This is a genomic window from Pseudomonas azotoformans, from assembly GCF_001579805.1.
GTDB classification, from domain to species: domain Bacteria; phylum Pseudomonadota; class Gammaproteobacteria; order Pseudomonadales; family Pseudomonadaceae; genus Aquipseudomonas; species Aquipseudomonas azotoformans_A.
In genome coordinates this window covers 4,890,278-4,910,151 of record NZ_CP014546.1, presented here as the reverse complement: position 1 = coordinate 4,910,151, position 19,874 = coordinate 4,890,278, and the positions used below count along the sequence as shown (strand labels likewise).

The following is a 19,874-nucleotide window of genomic DNA, read 5'->3' as shown; positions in this document are numbered from 1 at the left end:
CGCACTCCGCCCCCTCTGATACGCGGCCCCACACGGGCCGCCATGGGCAATGATCAGGAGGAGGGCGGGGCGCTGGCCAAGTGAGCCGGCAGGCGGCGCAAGGTCCACAGGGTGGTGAGCATCGCGGCGATAGCGCACAGCGCAATACCCATCAGCATCGGCGCTGGTGTGTGATCGGCAAACACACCGACCAGCGTCATGGACACGGCTGCCGTGATCATCTGGATTGCCCCGAGCAAGGCCGACGCAGAACCGGCCACCGCGCCGTGGTCCTCCAGCGACAACACGCCGGCAGCCGGCAACAGCAGGCCGAGAAAACCAAAGCCGAAAAACAGCAACGTCATCATCACGGCCAGGCTATCGATCCATAGTGTGGTGAATGCCAGCACGCTCATAACCGCCGCCACGGCCACCACCGACCAACGAATCAGCGGCGCCAGGCCAAAGCGTGCGCTGAGGCGCGCGGTGAGTTGGCTCATGGCGAAAAACGACGCAGCATTCACGGCAAACCCCAGGCTGAACTGCGTGGGCGTCAGGCCGTAATGTTCGATGTACACGAACGGCGCGCTGCCGATGAACACAAAGAACGTCGCCAAACCGAATCCGCACACCACCGACAAACCGATGAATACCGGGTCACGCAGCAAAGCGCCGTAGCTGCTGAAAGCGTTGCCCAGGGTCTTGCCCAAGCGCCGTTCGGCGGGATGGGTTTCTGGCAGTTGCACGATGGTCATCACCAGGCACGCCACCGCAAGCACCGCCAGTACGGCAAACACTTCGCGCCAGCTCCACAAGGAGATGACCAGGCTGCCAGCGAGCGGCGCAAGGATCGGCGAAACACTCATCACCAGCATCAGCAACGCCATGAGTTTCGCGGCTTCATGCCCGGTGTACAGGTCACGCACGATGGCGCGTGGAATCACCATCCCCGCGCACGCACCGAACGCCTGCAGGGCACGAAAGGCGATCAGTGATTCGATCGTCGGCGCCAGTGCGCAACCGACACTGGCCACGGCAAAAATCACCAGGCCGGCGTAAATCGGCGGCTTGCGCCCGAACACATCACTGATCGGCCCGTAGAACAATTGGCATACGCCGACGATGACGAAGAACACGGTAAGGCTCATCTGCACCAACGCCGGCGAGGCGTGCAGGCTCGCGCCAAGGGTTGGCAGCGCCGGCAGATAGATATCGATGGCGAACGGGCCGACGGCAGTGATCAAGCCCAGCAGGAGGGCGAGGTGGGCGATACTTCGAGACATGAGCAGTTCCGGGCGGAGCAAGGGTCGGTCAGCTTAAGGGATACGCGCAGATCCGCAAACTTAGGCTTCAATAAGCAGTAGGGATGGCCGATAACATGAGCAGCGGGGCTTCTGCGGTTGGGTTCCCAACCGGCTGACCAGGCACGGGGATACCAGCATGACGATCAAACTACGCTTGATGCTGTTGATAGCGACCGGATTGCTCGCCGCCTTGATCATGAGCCTGGCCGGCTACCTGGGAAATACCCGGATGGGCACTGCCGTGCAAGACAGCGAAGTGAGCATGACAGTGCTGCGCAACCACATGGAAGCCGACATGATGCACGACGCCCTGCGCGCTGACGTGTTGTCGGCGATGCTGGTAGGCCTGGGCAAAAGCACCAGCAGCAAGGCGGAAGTCGACAGTTCTTTGAAAGAGCATGCCGAACACTTCCGGCAGGTCTTGGAGGACAACCTCAAGTTGCCGCTGGACGCTACGCTCAAGGCAAGCCTGGAAAAAATCAAACCCAGCCTGGATAACTACATCGCTACTGGTGAGCGCATCGTCGCCCTGGCGCTGGACAATCCTGAAGCCGCGCGCGGGGAACTAGGCACATTCAACGCCGCGTTCAGCCAGTTGGAAGATCAAATGGCGAGCCTGAGCGAGTTGATCGAAACCAATAACCAGCAGACCAGCATGGGCACCCGGCAGACCATCAGCAACGCCAACGTCACCCTGGGCGTGGTGTTGATTGCCAGTCTTCTACTGCTGTTGGCCCAGGGCCGTTGGGTGATCCTCAGCATCATGGGCCCACTACAAGCGGCTAGCCGCATTGCTGCCAGCATCGCGCGTGGCAACTTGAGCGAACCCATCGTCGAGCCCCAACGCAAGGATGAAGCCAGCGCCTTGATCCGCAGCCTCGCCACCATGCAAAAGGACCTGCGCGGCATGATCGACGTGGTGCGCAGCAACGCCCATGGCGTCAATGGCATGAGCGAGCAACTGAGCCGTGGCTGCCATGAAGTGGCCAGCAGCAGCCAGCAACAGAGCGCCGCCGCCAGCACCATGGCCGCCGCAGCGAGTGAAATGACCGCAAGCATCGAGGAAATCACCCGGCACGCCGGACGCGCACTGGACATGGCCAACCAGGCGGAAACCTTGGCCAAAGACGGCGGCCGGGTGATTCATCAGGTAGTCAGTGACATGGATGGCATTGCCCGTTCCGCGCAGCAATCGGCCCAGGTGATCCGCACACTGGACAAGGAGTCCGAGGCCATTTTCAGCATTATCCAGGTGATCAAGGGGATCGCAGACCAGACCAACCTGTTGGCCCTGAATGCCGCGATCGAGGCCGCCCGTGCGGGCGAGCAGGGGCGCGGATTTGCCGTGGTTGCTGATGAAGTGCGCAGCCTTGCTGGACGCACCAGCGCGTCGACCCAGGAAATTGCCGCCATGGTCGGGCGTATCCAGCAGAACACGCGGGAAGCGGTGACCAGCATGGAGGAGGGCGTTGCTCAGGTGGACAAAGGCATGGCGGTCACCGCCGAGGTGGAGCGGGCGATTCGCGAGATTCTCCAAGCGACGTTGAATACCACGGAAATGGTCAACGATATCTCGCGGACCATCGGCGAGCAGAGCCTGGCCAGCAATGAAATTGCGCACCAGGTGGAGATGATTGCGGGGATGTCAGAGAGCAATAGCCGAGTGATCGGGCAGACGGCGTCGACCACCGATGAACTGTCCAACCTGGCCGGGAAGTTGTCGCAGTCGGTTGATCGATTCAAGATGTAACCTATTGATTTAACTCAACTAAATAGTCATTTAGTTGAGTTGGCTATCAGGGCAGGGGACTCAAGACTGGGAGAGGGTGGCAGTACGCCGCTCAGCGATACGCTCAACGGTTTGCATATGCTCCGTACCCCATTGGCACAGCCCGCCCAACGCCGTCGCCAAGGACCGCCCGAACGGTGTCAGCGAGTACTCGACCTTGGGCGGTATCTCCTGGAAATCCACGCGGGAGATGATCTCGTCGCGCTCCAGTTCCTTGAGTTGCTGGATCAGCACCTTATCGGTTACGCCGCCAATCGCGCGTCTTAATTCCCCATATCGATGAACATTTTGCGCCAGGTTGAACAGCACCAACGGCTTCCATTTACCGCCAATCACCGCCAGGGCGGCCTCGAGCCCGCAATTGAATGAGTTGTTGGCCATGATCGAGCTGACTCCACATAGGGTACTTACTAAAAGGTGCATACTATTCAAATTAATAGCACGGATCTACAGTTGGGCCTCAACCTTATTCATTGGAGTTCACCATGAGCAGGCTCAACGGAAAAATCGCAGTCATAACCGGTGGCAACAGCGGCATCGGCCTGGCAACCGCCATTCGCTTCGCGGCGGAAGGCGCTCAAGTCGTCATTGTAGGCCGTCGACAAGAGGAACTGGACAAGGCGCTGCAACTGATCGGCCCTGAAGCCATCGCCATACAAGGCGACATTTCAAAACTGGACGACCTCAATCGGGTGTTCACCCAAGTCAAAGCCGCCAAAGGCCGGGTCGACGTGCTGTTTGCCAATGCAGGCCTGGGGGATTTCCAGCCGATCGGCTCGATCACGGAGGAATCGTTTGACCGTACCTTCGGCATCAACGTCAAAGGCACGTTGTTCACCGTACAAAAAGCCTTGCCACTGATGAGCGCCGGCAGCTCGGTGATCCTCACAGGTTCGACCACAGGCACCATGGGCACACCAGCATTCAGCGTGTACAGCGCCACAAAAGCGGCGCTGCGTAATTTCGCCAGGAGCTGGGCACTGGACCTGAAAGGCACCGGCATTCGTGTGAATGTACTTTCACCAGGGCCGATCTCGACACCGGGTCTGGACTTGGCGCTTTCAGGTACAGGCCAGAAAGACGCAATCATCGACGACATGACCGCGCAGGTTCCGTTGAGCCGCATTGGCAAGCCGGAAGAAGTTGCAGCGGCAGCGTTGTTCCTGGCATCGGATGAGAGCAGCTTCATGACTGGCAGTGAAATGTTTGTCGATGGAGGCTTTGCTCAGGTTTGAGTGAGATAGGGGTTTTGCCTGTTGAAATCTGATGGGCACTGCCCCTGATTACGCAATACCATATTACGCATAATGTATATTATGTTAAATAAAGTATTATGTTATAGATGTTTATGGGCCACCTAAGTCGCTGATTCGACAAATCCGGTTCTGATGTCCACTCTCTCAACGGGCCATGTCCTTCCTGTTCATATAGCCATTATCGCTCGAACCAGACAATCCATCGTCGATTTGCTGACAAATTGCCACTAGACATGATGCCTCAACCTCCGTAGCGTTCTGGCGGCATTGGGTTGCAAGACATTCATTATTCAAGGGACGTGTGATGGGCGAATGGTCAAAGAAGCTGGGCGAGCGCGGTGAAAACATCACGGAGGCGCTGCTCAACCTGATAGGTTGGAAGGCAGCACTCAAGGGGCACGAGTTCGACTGTGTAAAACCTGTCCCCCATAGCACGACCGGCAATTCCAGAAAAACTCATGGTGCCGATTTTGTCTTCAGCTGCCTATCCCCACTGGAAGATGGCGTCCTCAAGCACCTCGTCATTTCTTCGAAATTTACATCGGGCCCTTACCCGACTTCACCTGGCACAATATTCAAAGAGCATTTCGCCGACCTTGCAACGACAGTCGAATGCTTCAATCGCTCGCCGCTGAAAAGGTCGGTCAACCTAGGCTATCCCGGCGCGAGTGGTCAGTCGCTTGCAGGCATCCTTTGCTGGTTCAGCGCCGCATCGGACGCAGAGGCGGATGTGGTCAGCCAAGTGGCGGGTTCGCGGAATCTGGATAGCGCCAACTACGGCACGATCTACGTCATTGATAATCATCGAGCCAGTTTTCTATTCGATACCATCACGTACGCAAGAAATCGCTTCGGTGCAGAGAATGTTCGCTTCCTCTACCCCTCGACTGGGAAAAACGTAAGCCCCATTCAGAGAGTCACAAACGGGACAATACTGCCTCCCGAATACCTCAACAGTGGCTTGATCCCCTTCTTCATCCAGGAGCACGAAAGGAAATCTTTGCTTATCTGCTGCCAGGATCTTTTCAGCATCGAAGCGGTGAAACGCATGATCGGCTTTTCGATGGATATCGCCATGGAATTTCCCCACAAGGTGGCCCTCGCGTTCCCTGACTACAACTACGTAGCTCATGAGGAAATCGCAGACATTGCAAAGCTGTCGATCGCGAACAAGGAGTTCGCTTCAATCGTCGAATTCGAATCCTATCAAGCAGATTTCAGGGGATGATGCAGTGAGTAATCAAAATATTGACTCTATCCTTCCCCAGGGTGAGGCGCTGCGTACTTATCTGGCTCAGCCTTACATCGGTGCCGGCGATATCAAAACGGTTCTGAAGAGCCGAGGCGTCTTCATCAGCAGCTCAGAGAAAGAGCATTCCATCCCTGCCCTTACTCTGTCCCTGATTCGCCCCAGCGAGTTTTCTAAGCTCCAGCTTGCCTACACGACCAAGGAAGACAACCCCAAGATCACCACCCAGACGATCAAGTGGCAAGGTGAGGATACCCTGCTGGATGCGATACCTGCCGTCATGGACGTCAACAAGCTGCTGGATCTTGACTTCGTCAACTTCAAGGTCTTGGGGACGCCGGAGTTCTACCCGGTCAACAAAGACCTCGACACGATTCGGATGGACTACCTGCTGGAGCGGACTGACCGTTCCAAGAGCTGGGCTGACTCGCGCAAAAATTTCAAAGGCTCCATCGAGATCAAGAAAAACAAGGCTCAGGACGAGCTCACCCTGATCTTCACACACACTGCGCCGGAAACACGGACGACCAACAAAGCGATGTCCAGGCATCTGATTTCACATTTTAAATCGGTCAAGCAGATCAGTGAAAGTGAGCAGGCGACCTCGATTCGTTTTTGCGATTTCACCAACCAAAACAGGTTCAACTATCTATTGGGGCTCACGCAACACAGCAGGTTGATCGCCTTGTCGTTTGTAGAGGTCGTCGATATCGGGATCTCTCCCGATCCAGATATCATTCTCCCTACAGCCTTGGACTGGATGAAGGAGAAAATTCGAAACCTGGACTTGAAGGGCTTCAGCCTTGAGCACTCCGACTTTCTTTCGGAGGTGTCCTACCGCCCTAGCCTTTTCCTGCACAGGATCGATGCCAAATTCCGATTCAGCACCTCGGGCCTCGATGGTGACTGTGTGATCTCGCTTGGCTTCCCAGAGTTTTCTACGGCCCAGAAAAAAGACAGTGAGATCGAATTGAGGATCAAGCAGATCAGCTTTGACAACACGGGCCGATCCATCGACAAGAATGACGCGAAGGAAACGATTCTGAAAGAGTTGGAGTCCGAGAAAACCGAGACCTTCAAGACCCTCTCGATTCCTGCCGGCGGTGTGGTTGCGCCGTAGTCCTCGGGGTGAGGCCGCTATGAGCTGGCTGAACGGAAGCGCCGGGTGAGCGCTCCTTCCAAACTCCAGCATTAAGGGCAAATGTGTCCTCCTATTTTTGCGGACGCGATCACCCTTATTGCTTGGGGCTGCTCGGGGTGCACGCCCCCGCTTACCGGGGTCCATCAGGACATAGGTCGTGTCTTGGGTTGAAATAGATGTTCGACGATCGTTGGCTGCTGGAACTCGCTGTGCACCCTGTTTCCTAGACCTTATCTGTTTGATTGCTCGGCATGTGAAAGCAGGCGGTTCACAGCAAGTAAATTAACGAAGCAGATCAATATCCTTGGCGTACACGAAACCTTCGATGGTGGTGATTGGTATGTTAGACGGGCTGCAGAAAACGTCGTGTTTGCCAATGTTATTTTCGGCACGATAAGGCCAGTTGAGCTTCTGAGTTACCTTCTTTTCGCAGAGCTCTGGGATTTTCGGCATTTGTCCGCAATAGTGTTCGTAATGTTGAAAACGAACTTGTACATGTCAAATCTGAGTTCATAGATCCTTCCGTCAAGTCTTAGGCTAGGCTTTTGGCAGAACATTTCGAGGTCTTTCATGAGATTTGCGGCGTAATCGAAGATCTCAGCGATATTACTCATTTCCCTTTGCACGAATCGCAATAGGGATGTAATTGTGCGTACTTCCAGCTTTTTCCCTTGTTGATGACCAACGCAACAACGGCGGCGTGAAAGTAGCTAATAGTCGCTTACAATTTATCCTCCTTGTCCGACCGGCGACCTCAACCGATAGGATCTGACCGATGCGCTTGCATGAAACTGCGTACTCTACCTCTGTGGTGACGGTGGCACGCAAACACTGAAAGGAAGCAACCAATGCTCAAAACTGAATCAAAAAAGCTCGTACGCCGACCTATCACCACAACAATCTGCGCCGACAAGATTTTGTGCCGTGATGACTTGGTTGATGACGAAATCTTCCTGAAGAAATATCTGACCTTCAGCAATGGTAAGAAACAAGCACTGCTCTCCCGCCTACCGCTGGACAACATCCTCAATGGCTTTTTCCAGAGAAATAACGGGCGATTCGACCTTGTCGAAGACCCTGTCCGTAGAGAGATGGTTGACCATGCCAAGGAGATGATCAGATCCGGGCATCGACCAGCGCTCTATGTCTACAAGAACATAAACTCAGACTCAGACGCTAAATTCATCGCGCCTGACGACAGCGACGTCTACCTTGCTTACAAGGAACTGGGGATTCACAAAGTACCCGTGGTCATCCTGGAGACCTCTGCCGATCTTGTGGAAAGTGCATTTCAGGTAAGGCACCAGTTTTTCCACGAAGAAAATCTGGGCGGATTCATCTGTTCCACGATGCCCCTACCGGAGAAATGCGAGTATTACTCACTTCTCGGCAAAAAGGAGTTCACCGATGACGACTCAAAGTTCGAGCACCTTCAAAGCACCATTGACGCCCTGACGGGGCGCCTGAAAAACTTTAACGGGGCCTATAGCGCCGGCATCCATTACCATCAGACACTGTTCTCCGTCCTTTATCGTCTGAGTGAAAATATTCAAGCGATCAGGCTGCTGATCAAAAACAGCTTCTATTACCAAGCGGTCGCATTGCTTCGATCCGTTTATGAAATATCGTTGGACTTCTATGTCGATTGGCTAGCCCCAGAGCAGGTCGGCTTCTGGCTGCAGACCCATTCTGCAGTCGATCGCAGAGGGTTCGACGCGGCTCTAATCCTAGCCTCGCGCTCCGATAATACAAAGCGAAATAAGGTGTGGGCTGAGAGCATGAGGTACTGCTATGACTTCTTGAATAATGTCAGCAACAAAGCCCAGATGTCCCCGCTCGGGCGAAGCTTTTATGACACCGTGTACACATTCACATCAGAAGTCATCCATCAAGACTTCAATATGACTGAAATTTATGCGATTCGCATGGAAAACCCAGAGCACCGCAGCTTTGATGCTCAGGCCATTACTACCTTGGTACGCTGCGTGGACATGATCGCCGGGAAGGTTTACTTGCGCATACATCAAGATATTGGAACAGCTGACGATGTGGTTTAGTGGTGGTCAGGCAACCGTGAGTTTGTATGGTTGGAGAGAGTGATAGTTTCTATCGCTAGTCAGGGATTATTGTGGCTGATGATTCAAGACCTGATAGACATTGTTGAGGCTATCACGACGGAGAGCGGTTTCTCGGCTATGAACATGATTTGATGAGCTTCTCGCACCTCAATGGATGAAAAAGCTGAGCTTAATAACGTGCTTGGACGCTAGTGAACGGGACGCATCGCCCATAGGTTAAATAGTGTATTAGGTCAGATATGTTTATGAGCGTGTTAACTCGCGGATTCGACAAAGCCACTTCTGACTTCCACTCTCTCAACGGGCTATGCCCTTCGTGTGAATGTCGAGTCCTTGGATTTCATCCCGTTCTCTCCATTCACCTTTAATTTCCGCACGTACTGCACTACAGCGGCACGTCAACGCGTGGTCTAGGTATTGCGAGTCAGCTAATGTTGGGTAATGGCTTGAGGCCGTACGGCGCCGTTATGGCATTGAATCCAGCGATGATTGCATTACGTTGCGCATCGAAAGCCGCTCCAGACTCAGGAATATGGAACTTGCAAGCATTTGCGTTTAAGTCAATTTCGCCGCTTTTGACATGAAGCTGAAACAACTGACGTAGCGCTCGCAGCTGAGTGCAGAGCGCATTCAGGTGTTCAGCAAGTGCATGATCTTCGTAGACAAATCGAGGCTTGGTGATTAGCACCCCTTCGGATCGCCCTGTATTGATTGTCTCAATAAGGTCGGTGATAGTACTCCGGAATTTTGGATAACTTACTTCTAAGTCCCATGGGTCCTGGAAGGCGGATCGGTCCATTAAGTTACGCAAACATAAAAGAGCATCTTTATCAGTTTTATCCATGATGGATGCAGCAGCCTGACTATAGTTGAGCTCACTCTCCATTAGATCTAGGATGCACTGGAGCTCCCTAACCGACTTCAGGGAAACATCTTTGATTAAAGACACATTGTCGATGACGTCAGCCTTGCCGTCAAAGGCGACACCGGTCGGAACTGATACAGTACTGTAGGTGCCTGTTCGCTTGCCTATTATCACAATTTTCAAAGTTGTGTAGCTGGTTCCCAGTCCATGTTTAGCGAATTTGTCCAACGTCTTTTTGATCTTCTGCGCACTACGCTGGGATGTAACCTGAACTGCCAGACTCCGGCTTTGATCGGCCAAGTCGATCGCTGCGGCGTTCATCTGGGCATGATTGAGATTGACAAGATCACACCCATACACTTGATTAAGAAGACTCGCATAAAAGTGTTCTGCCGCGATATTAAGGTCGAAGAAATGTATTTTTCCAAGTAGTTCAGTTTGCACGCTGAGACGGGAAAGGTGTTCGGCGATGCGTTTAAGCAGTTGTTCACGAGCTAGCATGGGATTCCTCTAAGGGTGATCAGCAGTCGAAGCACTTAATGCAGGCTCTTACATTCCGTCCTGCGCTACAGGGTTACAGTTGAGCCATCAGCACCCGAACAATCCGCTCATGACGCTTATCAATGGCATCCATCCCCCATAATCTGTCTTCGGTCAAGAATGCCAATATCTCGCGCTGTTGAGCACTGTGGTTATAGGTCGCCAACTTGCTTGCAAAGGCGATTTTGCCTACTGCACAATTATGCGATTTCGACAATAACAAATAGTTACCCAGACAATTCAGATATCCGCTTTTGAAGTCTTCACTATATTCTCCGTAACCATGAGGCGTGCAAACTGGTTCACTGCGTGGAGCGATATGCTCTAATTCCGGTCTATCTATACGGTCGAAGCGATGCGGGCGGTAACCACGCTGACCATTTCCTCCCAGATAAACTTCATACTTCCACAGCAAATGCCGGGCAGTGGCATGGCTGATTTCACCGTGTAGCGCCTCTTCAAGTTTCATGTCATTCCAGTATGCCCACCAGCCTCTTTCCACCGTTTTCAAATACGCGATACGCTTCAGCAACGGCTGGATATCCGCATCCTGTTCACAAAATAGTTCGAAGACATCGTTGAGTCGTGATGTCAGATCTGCGCGGCTGCCTATCAGACGATGTCGTAATAACAGACTCTCGAAAGCCGAGCACAATGCGGTAATGTCTGTTATAGGCATGACTTGGCGATATGCCTTGATGATGAATGGCAGCGCGATCGCCAACGAACCGAGGCTGACCAGGGAGTGAATCGCGAAATGAGCCTTCTCGTCTTTGCCGAAAAAAACTGACAGGTAAATAAAACTCGACTCCAGTAACTGTACAAACTTCTGGATGAAGGTTAGCGGTTCGTCGCCGACCAACGCCTGCTCAATCATTTCAAGTGGGGTGCTTTCCCAGAGCGAATTGCGGTAGACCCGCAAGGTATAAAGCAGAATATCGTCTTCATCAATCCGATAGCCGATAGATGCGATGGACTTGTAGATACGCCCGAAGCGAGTGTTGATGTCCTCAATCATGTTTTCTCGGAGATGTTCATCCTCTGCGCGCAGATGAACTGCATACATAAATTGTGCCTTGGTGACCTCGAGATTCGAAGGGCGTTTCCCCCGGTTGTTCTGGAAAATAAACATCTGAATGGCCTCTGCCCTGTCTCGCACGATATGTGCCGTGCAACGGGCTTGAGACAACACTCTGAGCATCGTCACCAGCCAGGCTTCTGGCTGGTGACGCAGTTGCTCAGTAAAATAATTGAAGGCACGCAGAATACGCTGAGCCGATTTGGTTTCCAGCCCGCTAACATCAACCTTTTCTCCACCGTGTACTACGGCGTTCATCAACTGACGATCATAGTTAACCGTTTGGAAACGTAGCATATGTCCACAACGGATCAGGTCGGAAAAGCAGCGTTTTTCATCGTCGTTCAGTTCACGAAGGCTGCGCAACTGAGTGAACAATGCTTGAAGAAAAAGGGTAATGGTCGTTAGCCGTTGTTGACCGTCGATAATGTGGAGCTTGTCGTCAGTGCGCTCGAAAAGGAAATGCCCTAAGTAATAGGGCGAACAGCTATGGCTGAGTTGATGGCGTTCAAGGTCAGCAAGAAACACGTCGACCTGCGAAGACCGGCTACTGTCTGAAGGCGTTTCCCAAGCGTAGGCGCGTTGATAGTCGGGAACGATGACTTGCTTGTCAGCTAATAGGCTCTGGAGGTTCAGGGACGATTGCAACGGACATATCCTTATGGTGGGTAGGCGGCAATGGCCATGCGCCATGATATTCCAACAATACCCCACTCGTCCCCTCCCCCAACCTGTCGCCACCACCCGATACATCAGTCTAGGCCGGTGGAATTACAGGAAAGGTCGCTACATTGATCCCTGTCCCCTCAATGCACTTTCACAAGTAATTTCCCCCACCCCTAGGTATGCTCCGCGTTTATTGCCGATCACTGATACCGGGATACCAACCCAGTCTCTGCTGCCCACGCAGTGTATGGAGCCGTATCCTCTCAAGGACGTTTGAATACGATGAGTACCCCTGCGCTGGATATCAGCAGCCTGACGCCATTGCCATACCACCAGCGTGTGGTCGACTACCTGAAAACCCATGAACCTGCCGTGTGGGAATGGGCCTCGTCCTTGGGCGTTCAGCAGGAACACGCCCAGGATGTACGTGCGCAATTGCTGCGTGACACTTATCGCTTGAGCCCCGAGACCCATCCGCAGGCTTATCAGGCCTGTGAAACCGCATTGCAGTGTTTGCAGATCAAGGCACCCGCCACCCTTTACCAAGCTGGCGACGGCGCGATGAACGCGAGCCTGTATTACTTGGCCGAAGAAGTGCATGTGGTGTTTTATGGGCCGATTCTTGAGCGTCTCGACGCCCAGGAACTGCTGGCATTGCTCGGGCATGAGCTGGCTCATTACCGGCTGTGGTCGGAGCACGGTGGTGACTTTCTCACCGCCGAGCGGATTCTCAATCACGCCATGGCCGACGTGAATACGCCGCCCAGCCTGGAACAGACTGCACGTCTGTACAGCCTGCACACCGAAATCTATGCCGACCGCGGCGCAGCACTGGTGGCCAACGGGTCAGAGGCGTCGATTACCTCGCTGGTCAAGATTCACACCGGCATCGTCAGCGTCGATGCGGCCAGTTACTTGAAGCAGGCCCGCGAGCTGGATGGTAAGGATGCCCAGCTGTCCCAGGGCGTCTCCCATCCGGAGACGTTTTTGCGCTCCCAGGCGGTGGACAGCTGGTGGCAGCAACTCCCGCAGACGGATAACTGGCTGGATCGCCGGTTGCGCGGGCCCTTGTCGCTCAATCGCCTGGATGTGACCGACCAGGTCGAGTTGACCACCCTCACCCGCGGCTTTATGGCCCATTTCATCGGCTCCCCGCTGTTGCAATCCGAGGTTGTGCTCAATCAGGTACGTGGATTTTTCCCGGACTGGAAAGACAACGAAACGCCGCTCGACCTGACGACGTTGAATTCCGAGCGCATCGACACCAGCATCCATGAATACCTGCACTTCATCATGCTCGACCTGAGCCTGGTGGACCGCGACTTGCGGGACGAGGCTCTGCTGCATGCCGCGCGCACCGCGAAGAAACTCGGCAGCGCCGATGACTTTATCAGCGTGCTCAAGCGCGATATCAAACTACCCAAACGTGAGCTCGACCCGCTCGTTCGCGCGCTCAAAGCGGAGGTCGACACATGGACCCAGTAATCCAACCCGTCACGTTCACTCAATTGCTGCAGAGCCACGATGGCGCCGCCGTGCCCATCGACGATGTATTGTTCCTGGCGCTGCCACTGCTGCGTCAGGTGGCACAGCTGCACGAACTGGGACGTGTCGCCCAGCTCGGTTATCTCGATGTGCTGCAAGGGCCGGAACGCACGCTGCAACTGCGTAACCCTGAAGGCGTGCCTCCACGGCTGGCGCTGGATGCGATCAAGCAAGTGCAGCCCAATCCGGAATCGGCTCTGAACGTCGTCGGCAAAGTCCGCCTGACCCGGGATTCGGAAAGCGGCGTGGCCATTACCGACCTGCAGGTCCAGGAGGACCTGCATCAGGCCATCGACCACCCGGTGTTCCTTCCGGACCTGCACAGTTGGGAGCATCGCCTCGGGCACCACGATGAGATCACCGACATATTCCAGCTCGGCCAGTTGCTGGCGTGCCTGGCGTGCGGGTTGGATTTTGCCGATATCAATGACGTCAAGACGTTTGCCCGGCACCGGCGCAATCTGTTCCAGCTCAATGGCCGGCTCAACCCGGTGCTGGCCAACCTGATCGTCGAGATGACGGAGCTCAACCGCCACGAACGTGCCACGGATGTGGGCTCGCTGGCGCGGCGCCTGGAGTCCTGGCGCGAACAGCCGGCCAGCTTGGATGTCGAGCGTGTGCTGGCCCAGGCTGAAGGCCCGGCATCGCGGCGTACGGTGGTGCTGGAACATCTGCGCAACCGCTTGTTTGACCTATCGCGGCGCAATCGCTTGCTGTATTTCCGGCCGACCCAGGCCAATGTCAATCTGACCGTGGCCAGCGTGCCGTTAGTGATGCGCATTGAAAGCATCCGGCCTGAAGCGCTGTGCACCTGGCAGCCGACCTTCGGCGGGTTTTCCGAACAAGTGCTGAGCGGCAAGCCCGTTGGCCTGCAACAGTGGCTGCGCTTTGAAGACCAGACTTGGTTGCAGGCGTCGCTGGAGCGCATCATTCAGGAAACCCGCCGCGACCGTGCCGAGTTCGGCTTCAGCAACCTGCGCCTGGTGGTGGCCTTCATGCGCTGGCACAACCTCAAGGACACGCCGGAAGAACGCATCGTCACCCCGCTGCTGTGGCTTCCAGTGGAGTTGAGTCGCAAAAAAGGCGTGCGTGACCAGTTCGTGTTGCAGTGCGACGAAACCGAGGCCGAATTCAACCCGGTCCTGCGCCATCAACTGCGTCAGCTCTACGATATCCAGTTGCCGGAAACCGTCGACCTGCAAAAGACTTCGCTGGAAGACATCCACGCCGATATTGCGCGCCAGATCAAACTGACCGAACCCGGCGTCGAGTTACGCCTGCAAAGCAAACCGCAAATCGAGCTGATCCACCAGAAGGCCGTGCAGCATCTGCACCACTTCCAACGCCGTCGTGCCCGCCAGCGCCTGTCGACGCCTTTGGTGAAACCGGATTTCAGCTACGACCGCGAAGATTTCCGTCCGCTGGGCCTGCAATGGTTCCAGCAGAAGGTCCTGCCCAGTGAGTTGCCGCTGCGCCTGGCCGTAGGCGCCAAACCTGTGCTGCGCAATCAACATCCTCAGATGGTTGCGAGCAGCGCCGAAAACAGCACCTTCGCCCTGCCCGAGAACCAGGGGCATCGCTACGCCTGGGACATCGACCTGACCCAGGTGACCCTGGCCAACTTCAACTATCGCAAGATGTCGCTGGTGCGTGACTATGCGCAGTTGATCGACGAGCCGGCGCAGAACGAAGCGTTTGACCGGATGTTCTCCATCGAGCCTCGCGATGTCGAGGTCCAGGCCCCCGACCCTATCCCACTCCCGGAACAGTGGAACGTGGTGGCCGGCGATGCGACACAAAATGCTGCCGTCAGCCTGGCCCGCACCGGACGCAACTTCATTATTCAGGGGCCGCCGGGCACGGGTAAATCCCAGACCATCACCAACCTGATCGCGGACTATGCCGGTCGCGGCCTGCGAGTGCTGTTTGTCTGCGAGAAACGTGCGGCACTGGACGTGGTATTCCATCGCCTGCAACAAAGTGAACTGGGCGACTTGTGCTGCCTGATCCATGACTCCCAGACCGATAAGAAAGCCTTCGTGGGTAACCTGCGCGAGTGCTATGAGCGTTGGATCGCCGGCGATGCGCAGTCGCCGCAGTTGCAAGCGCAGCGCGACACCTTACTGGCCGGCCTGAGCCAACAGCTGGGCTTGATCGAGCGTTTTGAACAGGCCATGACGGGCGTGCCGGAGTCCTTGGCATGCTCGGTACGCGAGCTGGTGCGTCATCTGATCGAGCTGCCGCCCGTGGTTGCCAAGCTACCACCCGAAGCCTTGGAGCGTCTGCCCGAATGGCGTCATTGGCAGGCCCAAAGCGAGCTGACCGGCCGCGTGTATCAGGCGATCAAAGAACGTTTCGGCCTTGACAGCTTTGCACGGCATCCTTTCAGCCGCTTGGCCTCAAGCCTGATTACCCATGAACATGCGTATGGTCAACTCAAGGCATTCCTGGATGAAGCCAGTGGGTTGATGGACAGTGTCGAACTGTTTCTGGAGTCATCGTCGAGCCTACTGTCCGGGAATACTCGCCTGGCAGATGCGTGCGTACTGACCCAGGCCGCCGAGCAACTGACCAGCGCCAACCTGGCCGCGCACCTCGATCTGCTAGAGCCTGGCTCATCAGGCTCTCAAGCGCTGCATGCGGAACAGGCGGCGTTGCAGGCACTGGCTGTACAGCAACACAACGCCCGCGAATCCACCCACCACTGGCGTGAAAAACTGGCGCCGCAAGACACCCAGGCGGCCCTTGAGCTGGTACAGCGGTTGGAAAGCTCGCCGCTGCGTTGGCTGCAACCCTCCTGGTGGCGGCTGCGCGGTGAATTGCAACGACGCTACGACTTCAGCCAGCACGCGATTCGCCCGAGTTTGCGCAGTGTGCTCGACAACCTGGCGGGTGAGCACCGCGCCACGGCCGAGTTACACGCCGAGCAGCAACGCTTGCAAAGCCGTTATGGCATCCCGGACATCGACCTGTTCGTGCACAACCTGCAAGCCCTGCTCCAGCAGCTCAGCGCATCACCGCTGTTGCGCCAGTGGGTCGAGAGCCTGCGGGGTAACCCGGACGCCCTCCCCGGCGTGCGCCAGGAAGCCAGCCTGCGTCAGCCGTTGGCGCGCCTGGCCGAGCTGGTCGCGCAACATTGTGTGTTCGACCTCGCGCCAAGCCTGGGCGAGTTGGCGGAATACCTGCGCGATCTGCGTGAAGAACTCGACGAACTGCCCGATACCCTGCCCCTGCTCAATGAGCTGCACCAGGCCAATCCTGTCTGCCTCGCGGTCGTGCAACAGTACGCCTTGGCGCAACGTGCACTGGACGGCTTGATTGCCCAGGAAAACCTGACCCGCCTGTACCGCGCCAACCCACAGCTGGCCCGCTTCGATGGCCCGGCCTTGAGTTTGGCCGCGCGCCAGGTCAGCCAGGCAGAAAGCAACCTGCTCAAAGGCAACGCTCATGTGCTCAGCGCGACGCTGCACCAGCGTTTTCTGGAGCATGTGAAGCAATCGGCGATGTCGGTGACGCAACTGGACGCCCAGGCGCGCGAGTTCAAGAAAGCCTACGCCAAGGGTCGCCGTGAACTGGAGCATGAGCTGGGCAAGACCATGCGCTATCGCTCCATTCGTGAAATGGCCAGTGGTGACAGTGGCCGGGTGATCAACGACCTCAAGCCCATCTGGTTGATGAGTCCGCTGTCGGTGTCCGACACCCTGCCATTGACGCCGGACCTGTTTGACGTGGTGATTTTCGACGAAGCCAGCCAGATACCCAGCGAAGAAGCCGTGCCGGCCCTGAGCCGTGCGCAGCAGGTGATTGTGGTGGGTGACGAGATGCAGTTGCCACCGACCAACTTCTTCTCCAGTGCCGGCGACCAGGACGATAACGAACTGATTGCCATGGAGGACGGCGAACAGATCGCTATCAACCTGGATGCCGACAGCCTGCTCAGCCAAGCCGCGCGTAACCTGCCGGCGACCCTGCTGGCGTGGCACTACCGCAGCCGCCACGAAGCCTTGATCAGTTTCTCCAACGCAGCGTTCTATGAAGGGCGGTTGATCACCATTCCCGACCGTCGTATCGAGCGCCCTGCCCCGGCCCACGCCGCACTGGACTCCACGGATACCGAGGCCGTGATCCAAGGTGCCGACACGCTGTTGGAAAGCCCGATCAGCTTCTTGAAGATGAGCGACGGTGTCTATCTCAGCCGCAGCAACCTGGCCGAAGCACGCTATATCGCCAACCTGGTGCGTGAACTGCTGCAACGCGAGACCGGCCTGAGCCTGGGCATCGTGGCGTTTTCCGAGGCCCAGCAAGGCGCCATCGAGCAGGCGTTGGAAGACTTGGCCAGCAGCGACTCGGCCTTTGCCACACGGCTTGAGCGCGAGTATGTGCGTGAAGATGCCGGGCAATTCAATGGCCTTTTCGTCAAGAACCTGGAAAACGTCCAGGGGGACGAGCGTGATGTGATCATCCTGAGCATCTGCTACGCGCCAGGGCCGAACGGCAAGATGTTGATGAACTTCGGCCCGATCAATCAGCGTGGCGGGGAAAAACGCCTGAATGTGATCTTCAGTCGCGCCCGCAAGCGCATGGCGATCGTCTCCAGCATTGAGTCCGAGGCCATCACCAACACCCACAACGATGGTGCCGCTGCATTGCGTGCGTTCCTGCAGTTTGCCCAGGCCAGTGCCACTGGGGATGCGCCGCGCTCCCAAGGCATCCTCGCCAACCTCAACCCAGGCGCCAAGCAATCCTTTGCCGTCAGCCTGCCCAAGGACCACCTGCGCAGCGCCCTCGCCGCCGCGTTGCGCAAACGCGGGCATTCGGTCCAGGAATATGTCGGGCGTTCGCAGTTCCGCTGTGACCTGGCGATCAGTGACGCCAGCGGCGAACACTTCAGCCTCGGCGTGCTGCTGGACGGCGACACCGCAGCGGCCACGGACGTGCGTGAGCGCTACATCTTCCGCCCGACGGTGCTGCGCAGTTTCGGCTGGAAGATCATCGACGTGCTTAGCCATGACTGGCTGCGCGATCCGGAGGACGTACTCAATCGCATCGAATCGCTCCTGCGAGGTGAGGAAGCCCCTGCGCTGCCAGAACCGGAACAGGTAGAGGAAAGCGTCGAGATCGAGGCTGAGTCACCTGTCACCGCTGAAGCGACACCCTTGATGCGCGAGTTCACCTTCGGTGAAGGCAACTCAAACAAGTTCTGGCGTATTGGTGTCGCAGAGGCCGAGGTGACGGTGCATTTTGGCCGTATCGGCACCAAGGGTCAGACCCTGATCAAGTCCCTCGACAGCCCTGAACGTGCTTTGCGTGAAGCGGAAAAGCTGATCACGGAGAAACTGCGCAAAGGGTATCAAGAGCAGGCGGGTTCAATCACCTCGGGGTGAGCTCAGTCGGTCCAGCATGAATCAGACAAGCGCGTTCAATCTGAACGCGCTGCAGCGGTCCGAAAAAGGGGGCGGCCCCCTAGAGAGCTGTCTGTCATGAGCATCAATTTATGAACATTCGGCTCCACAATTTGAGCAAGGCGCTGGACATAGCGATTTCGGGACTCTTCGTGAACCACGGCAATGTCTTTCCCTCCTATTTGAGGTTGCCCATCTCCAAGCAGACGCTGCTGCCGTTGTACTTGACGAACAAGCTTCATGAACACATATAGATGAACACCCACTCCCATTCATAGAAAGCTAACCAGCTATAACAGCGCTTTGACCGATACATGAACATCTGACATCGCCCACTTGTAAAATTACGTATCTGGCTGTTCATATCAACGCACTATTTTCTGGATCTCAGCCACCACCTGCTTCACCGCATCTTCGACCGTACCTTCATTACGGCACAGCACCCAACCATGATCCGCAACGGCTCTCTCGAACCTCTCGGTACACACGACATGCTCTGAGTACTTGTGGATCACCGTGCCACCCAATCCACGTGATCGTGCCGTTGCCCTTGCCCATGAAATATCCGGCGCGGTGACGACTCCAACATGCAGATCCGGCACTCGCACGTTGCGCCCCAGATTCATCTGGAGAATCTCTGCAAATGGGATGGTGTGTCGAAACGCAGCATCAGACGGATACCAGCGATCCATCAGGATAATGCTGCCCCGCGGCTGCTGGGCCAGCACGTTCCGGGAAATCCAGCTACGACTGTCAGCAAAGCGTTCGCACACAGCCCATTCCATGTCCCGCGAAGAATTCCTGGCCAGTTCGTTAACAAGCGCCATGGTTTCCCTTCTGTACGGATCGCTTTTTCTCTCGCACAGCCGGATGACTTTCATATTGTCTGCCCTCAGCGCTGCCGTTACGGCCTCCAGCAGCGTGGTTTTGCCGGTGCCTTTAGGCCCGTCCAGAGAAACAAAAAGCGGAGAGTTCATTTTTC

At 56.0% G+C, this 19,874-nt stretch carries 12 protein-coding genes and 1 pseudogene; 8 read left to right on the top strand and 5 right to left on the bottom strand.

Annotated elements, in window-relative coordinates:
- Positions 1-53: 53 nt before the first annotated feature.
- Positions 54-1,262 (bottom strand): multidrug effflux MFS transporter, encoded by a 1,209-nt coding sequence (locus AYR47_RS22430; protein ID WP_033902874.1) that lies wholly within the window; start codon positions 1,260-1,262, stop codon positions 54-56.
- Between the two features lie 157 nt (positions 1,263-1,419).
- On the opposite strand from AYR47_RS22430, the pseudogene AYR47_RS33470 reads away from it, so the two are divergent.
- Both AYR47_RS33470 and AYR47_RS33465 read left to right on the top strand, forming a co-directional pair.
- Positions 1,420-2,127 (top strand): annotated as a pseudogene (locus tag AYR47_RS33470) (MCP four helix bundle domain-containing protein); the annotation flags it as partial.
- A 42-nt stretch (positions 2,128-2,169) separates the two neighbouring features.
- Positions 2,170-3,033, top strand: a complete 864-nt coding sequence (locus tag AYR47_RS33465; protein WP_420492073.1) for a methyl-accepting chemotaxis protein — start codon at positions 2,170-2,172, stop codon at positions 3,031-3,033.
- A 60-nt stretch (positions 3,034-3,093) separates the two neighbouring features.
- Here the strand turns inward: AYR47_RS33465 and AYR47_RS22420 are convergent, their stop codons facing one another.
- Positions 3,094-3,453 (bottom strand): winged helix-turn-helix transcriptional regulator, encoded by a 360-nt coding sequence (locus AYR47_RS22420; RefSeq protein WP_033902872.1) that lies wholly within the window; start codon positions 3,451-3,453, stop codon positions 3,094-3,096.
- A gap of 104 nt (positions 3,454-3,557) precedes the next feature.
- On the opposite strand from AYR47_RS22420, the gene AYR47_RS22415 reads away from it, so the two are divergent.
- The 4 genes from AYR47_RS22415 to AYR47_RS22395 all read left to right on the top strand — a co-directional run bounded on the left by AYR47_RS22415 (position 3,558) and on the right by AYR47_RS22395 (position 8,775).
- The gene (locus AYR47_RS22415) at positions 3,558-4,307 is read left to right on the top strand and encodes a glucose 1-dehydrogenase (RefSeq protein WP_033902871.1); all 750 of its coding nucleotides are present in this window, start codon (positions 3,558-3,560) and stop codon (positions 4,305-4,307) included.
- Positions 4,308-4,632: 325 nt separating this feature from the next.
- Positions 4,633-5,556: a GapS4a family protein gene (gene gapS4a, locus AYR47_RS22410; RefSeq protein ID WP_061436932.1), complete on the top strand. Its 924-nt coding sequence runs from the start codon at positions 4,633-4,635 to the stop codon at positions 5,554-5,556.
- Positions 5,557-5,560: 4 nt separating this feature from the next.
- Positions 5,561-6,697: a GapS4b family protein gene (gapS4b, locus tag AYR47_RS22405; RefSeq protein WP_061436931.1), complete on the top strand. Its 1,137-nt coding sequence runs from the start codon at positions 5,561-5,563 to the stop codon at positions 6,695-6,697.
- 869 nt (positions 6,698-7,566) lie between these two features.
- Complete coding sequence (locus AYR47_RS22395) at positions 7,567-8,775, top strand: hypothetical protein (RefSeq protein ID WP_061436930.1); 1,209 nt, start codon at positions 7,567-7,569, stop codon at positions 8,773-8,775.
- A 445-nt stretch (positions 8,776-9,220) separates the two neighbouring features.
- Here the strand turns inward: AYR47_RS22395 and AYR47_RS22390 are convergent, their stop codons facing one another.
- Complete coding sequence (locus AYR47_RS22390; RefSeq protein ID WP_061436928.1) at positions 9,221-10,162, bottom strand: SMEK domain-containing protein; 942 nt, start codon at positions 10,160-10,162, stop codon at positions 9,221-9,223.
- A 73-nt stretch (positions 10,163-10,235) separates the two neighbouring features.
- Entirely contained in the window at positions 10,236-11,927 is a 1,692-nt protein-coding gene (locus tag AYR47_RS22385; protein ID WP_061436926.1) for a DUF262 domain-containing protein, read from the bottom strand.
- A gap of 300 nt (positions 11,928-12,227) precedes the next feature.
- Between AYR47_RS22385 and AYR47_RS22380 the strand changes: the two genes are divergently transcribed.
- On the top strand, positions 12,228-13,430 hold the full coding sequence (locus AYR47_RS22380) for a M48 family metalloprotease (RefSeq protein WP_061436924.1): 1,203 nt from the start codon (positions 12,228-12,230) through the stop codon (positions 13,428-13,430).
- Positions 13,418-18,874 (top strand): WGR domain-containing protein, encoded by a 5,457-nt coding sequence (locus AYR47_RS22375; RefSeq protein WP_061436922.1) that lies wholly within the window; start codon positions 13,418-13,420, stop codon positions 18,872-18,874. The genes AYR47_RS22380 and AYR47_RS22375 overlap by 13 nt, the downstream gene beginning before the upstream one ends.
- A 383-nt stretch (positions 18,875-19,257) precedes the next feature.
- Here AYR47_RS22375 and AYR47_RS22370 read toward each other — a convergent pair whose 3' ends face one another.
- Positions 19,258-19,869, bottom strand: a complete 612-nt coding sequence (locus tag AYR47_RS22370; RefSeq protein ID WP_061436920.1) for a dTMP kinase — start codon at positions 19,867-19,869, stop codon at positions 19,258-19,260.
- Positions 19,870-19,874: the final 5 nt, after the last annotated feature.

Coding starts and splice junctions, on each gene's coding strand:
- AYR47_RS22430 (WP_033902874.1), bottom strand. CDS start 1,262: ATGTCTCGAAGTATCGCCCACCTCGCCCTCCTGCTGGGCTTGATCACT.
- AYR47_RS33465 (WP_420492073.1), top strand. CDS start 2,170: ATGCAAAAGGACCTGCGCGGCATGATCGACGTGGTGCGCAGCAACGCC.
- AYR47_RS22420 (WP_033902872.1), bottom strand. CDS start 3,453: ATGGCCAACAACTCATTCAATTGCGGGCTCGAGGCCGCCCTGGCGGTG.
- AYR47_RS22415 (WP_033902871.1), top strand. CDS start 3,558: ATGAGCAGGCTCAACGGAAAAATCGCAGTCATAACCGGTGGCAACAGC.
- gapS4a (WP_061436932.1), top strand. CDS start 4,633: ATGGGCGAATGGTCAAAGAAGCTGGGCGAGCGCGGTGAAAACATCACG.
- AYR47_RS22395 (WP_061436930.1), top strand. CDS start 7,567: ATGCTCAAAACTGAATCAAAAAAGCTCGTACGCCGACCTATCACCACA.
- AYR47_RS22390 (WP_061436928.1), bottom strand. CDS start 10,162: ATGCTAGCTCGTGAACAACTGCTTAAACGCATCGCCGAACACCTTTCC.
- AYR47_RS22380 (WP_061436924.1), top strand. CDS start 12,228: ATGAGTACCCCTGCGCTGGATATCAGCAGCCTGACGCCATTGCCATAC.
- AYR47_RS22375 (WP_061436922.1), top strand. CDS start 13,418: ATGGACCCAGTAATCCAACCCGTCACGTTCACTCAATTGCTGCAGAGC.
- AYR47_RS22370 (WP_061436920.1), bottom strand. CDS start 19,869: ATGAACTCTCCGCTTTTTGTTTCTCTGGACGGGCCTAAAGGCACCGGC.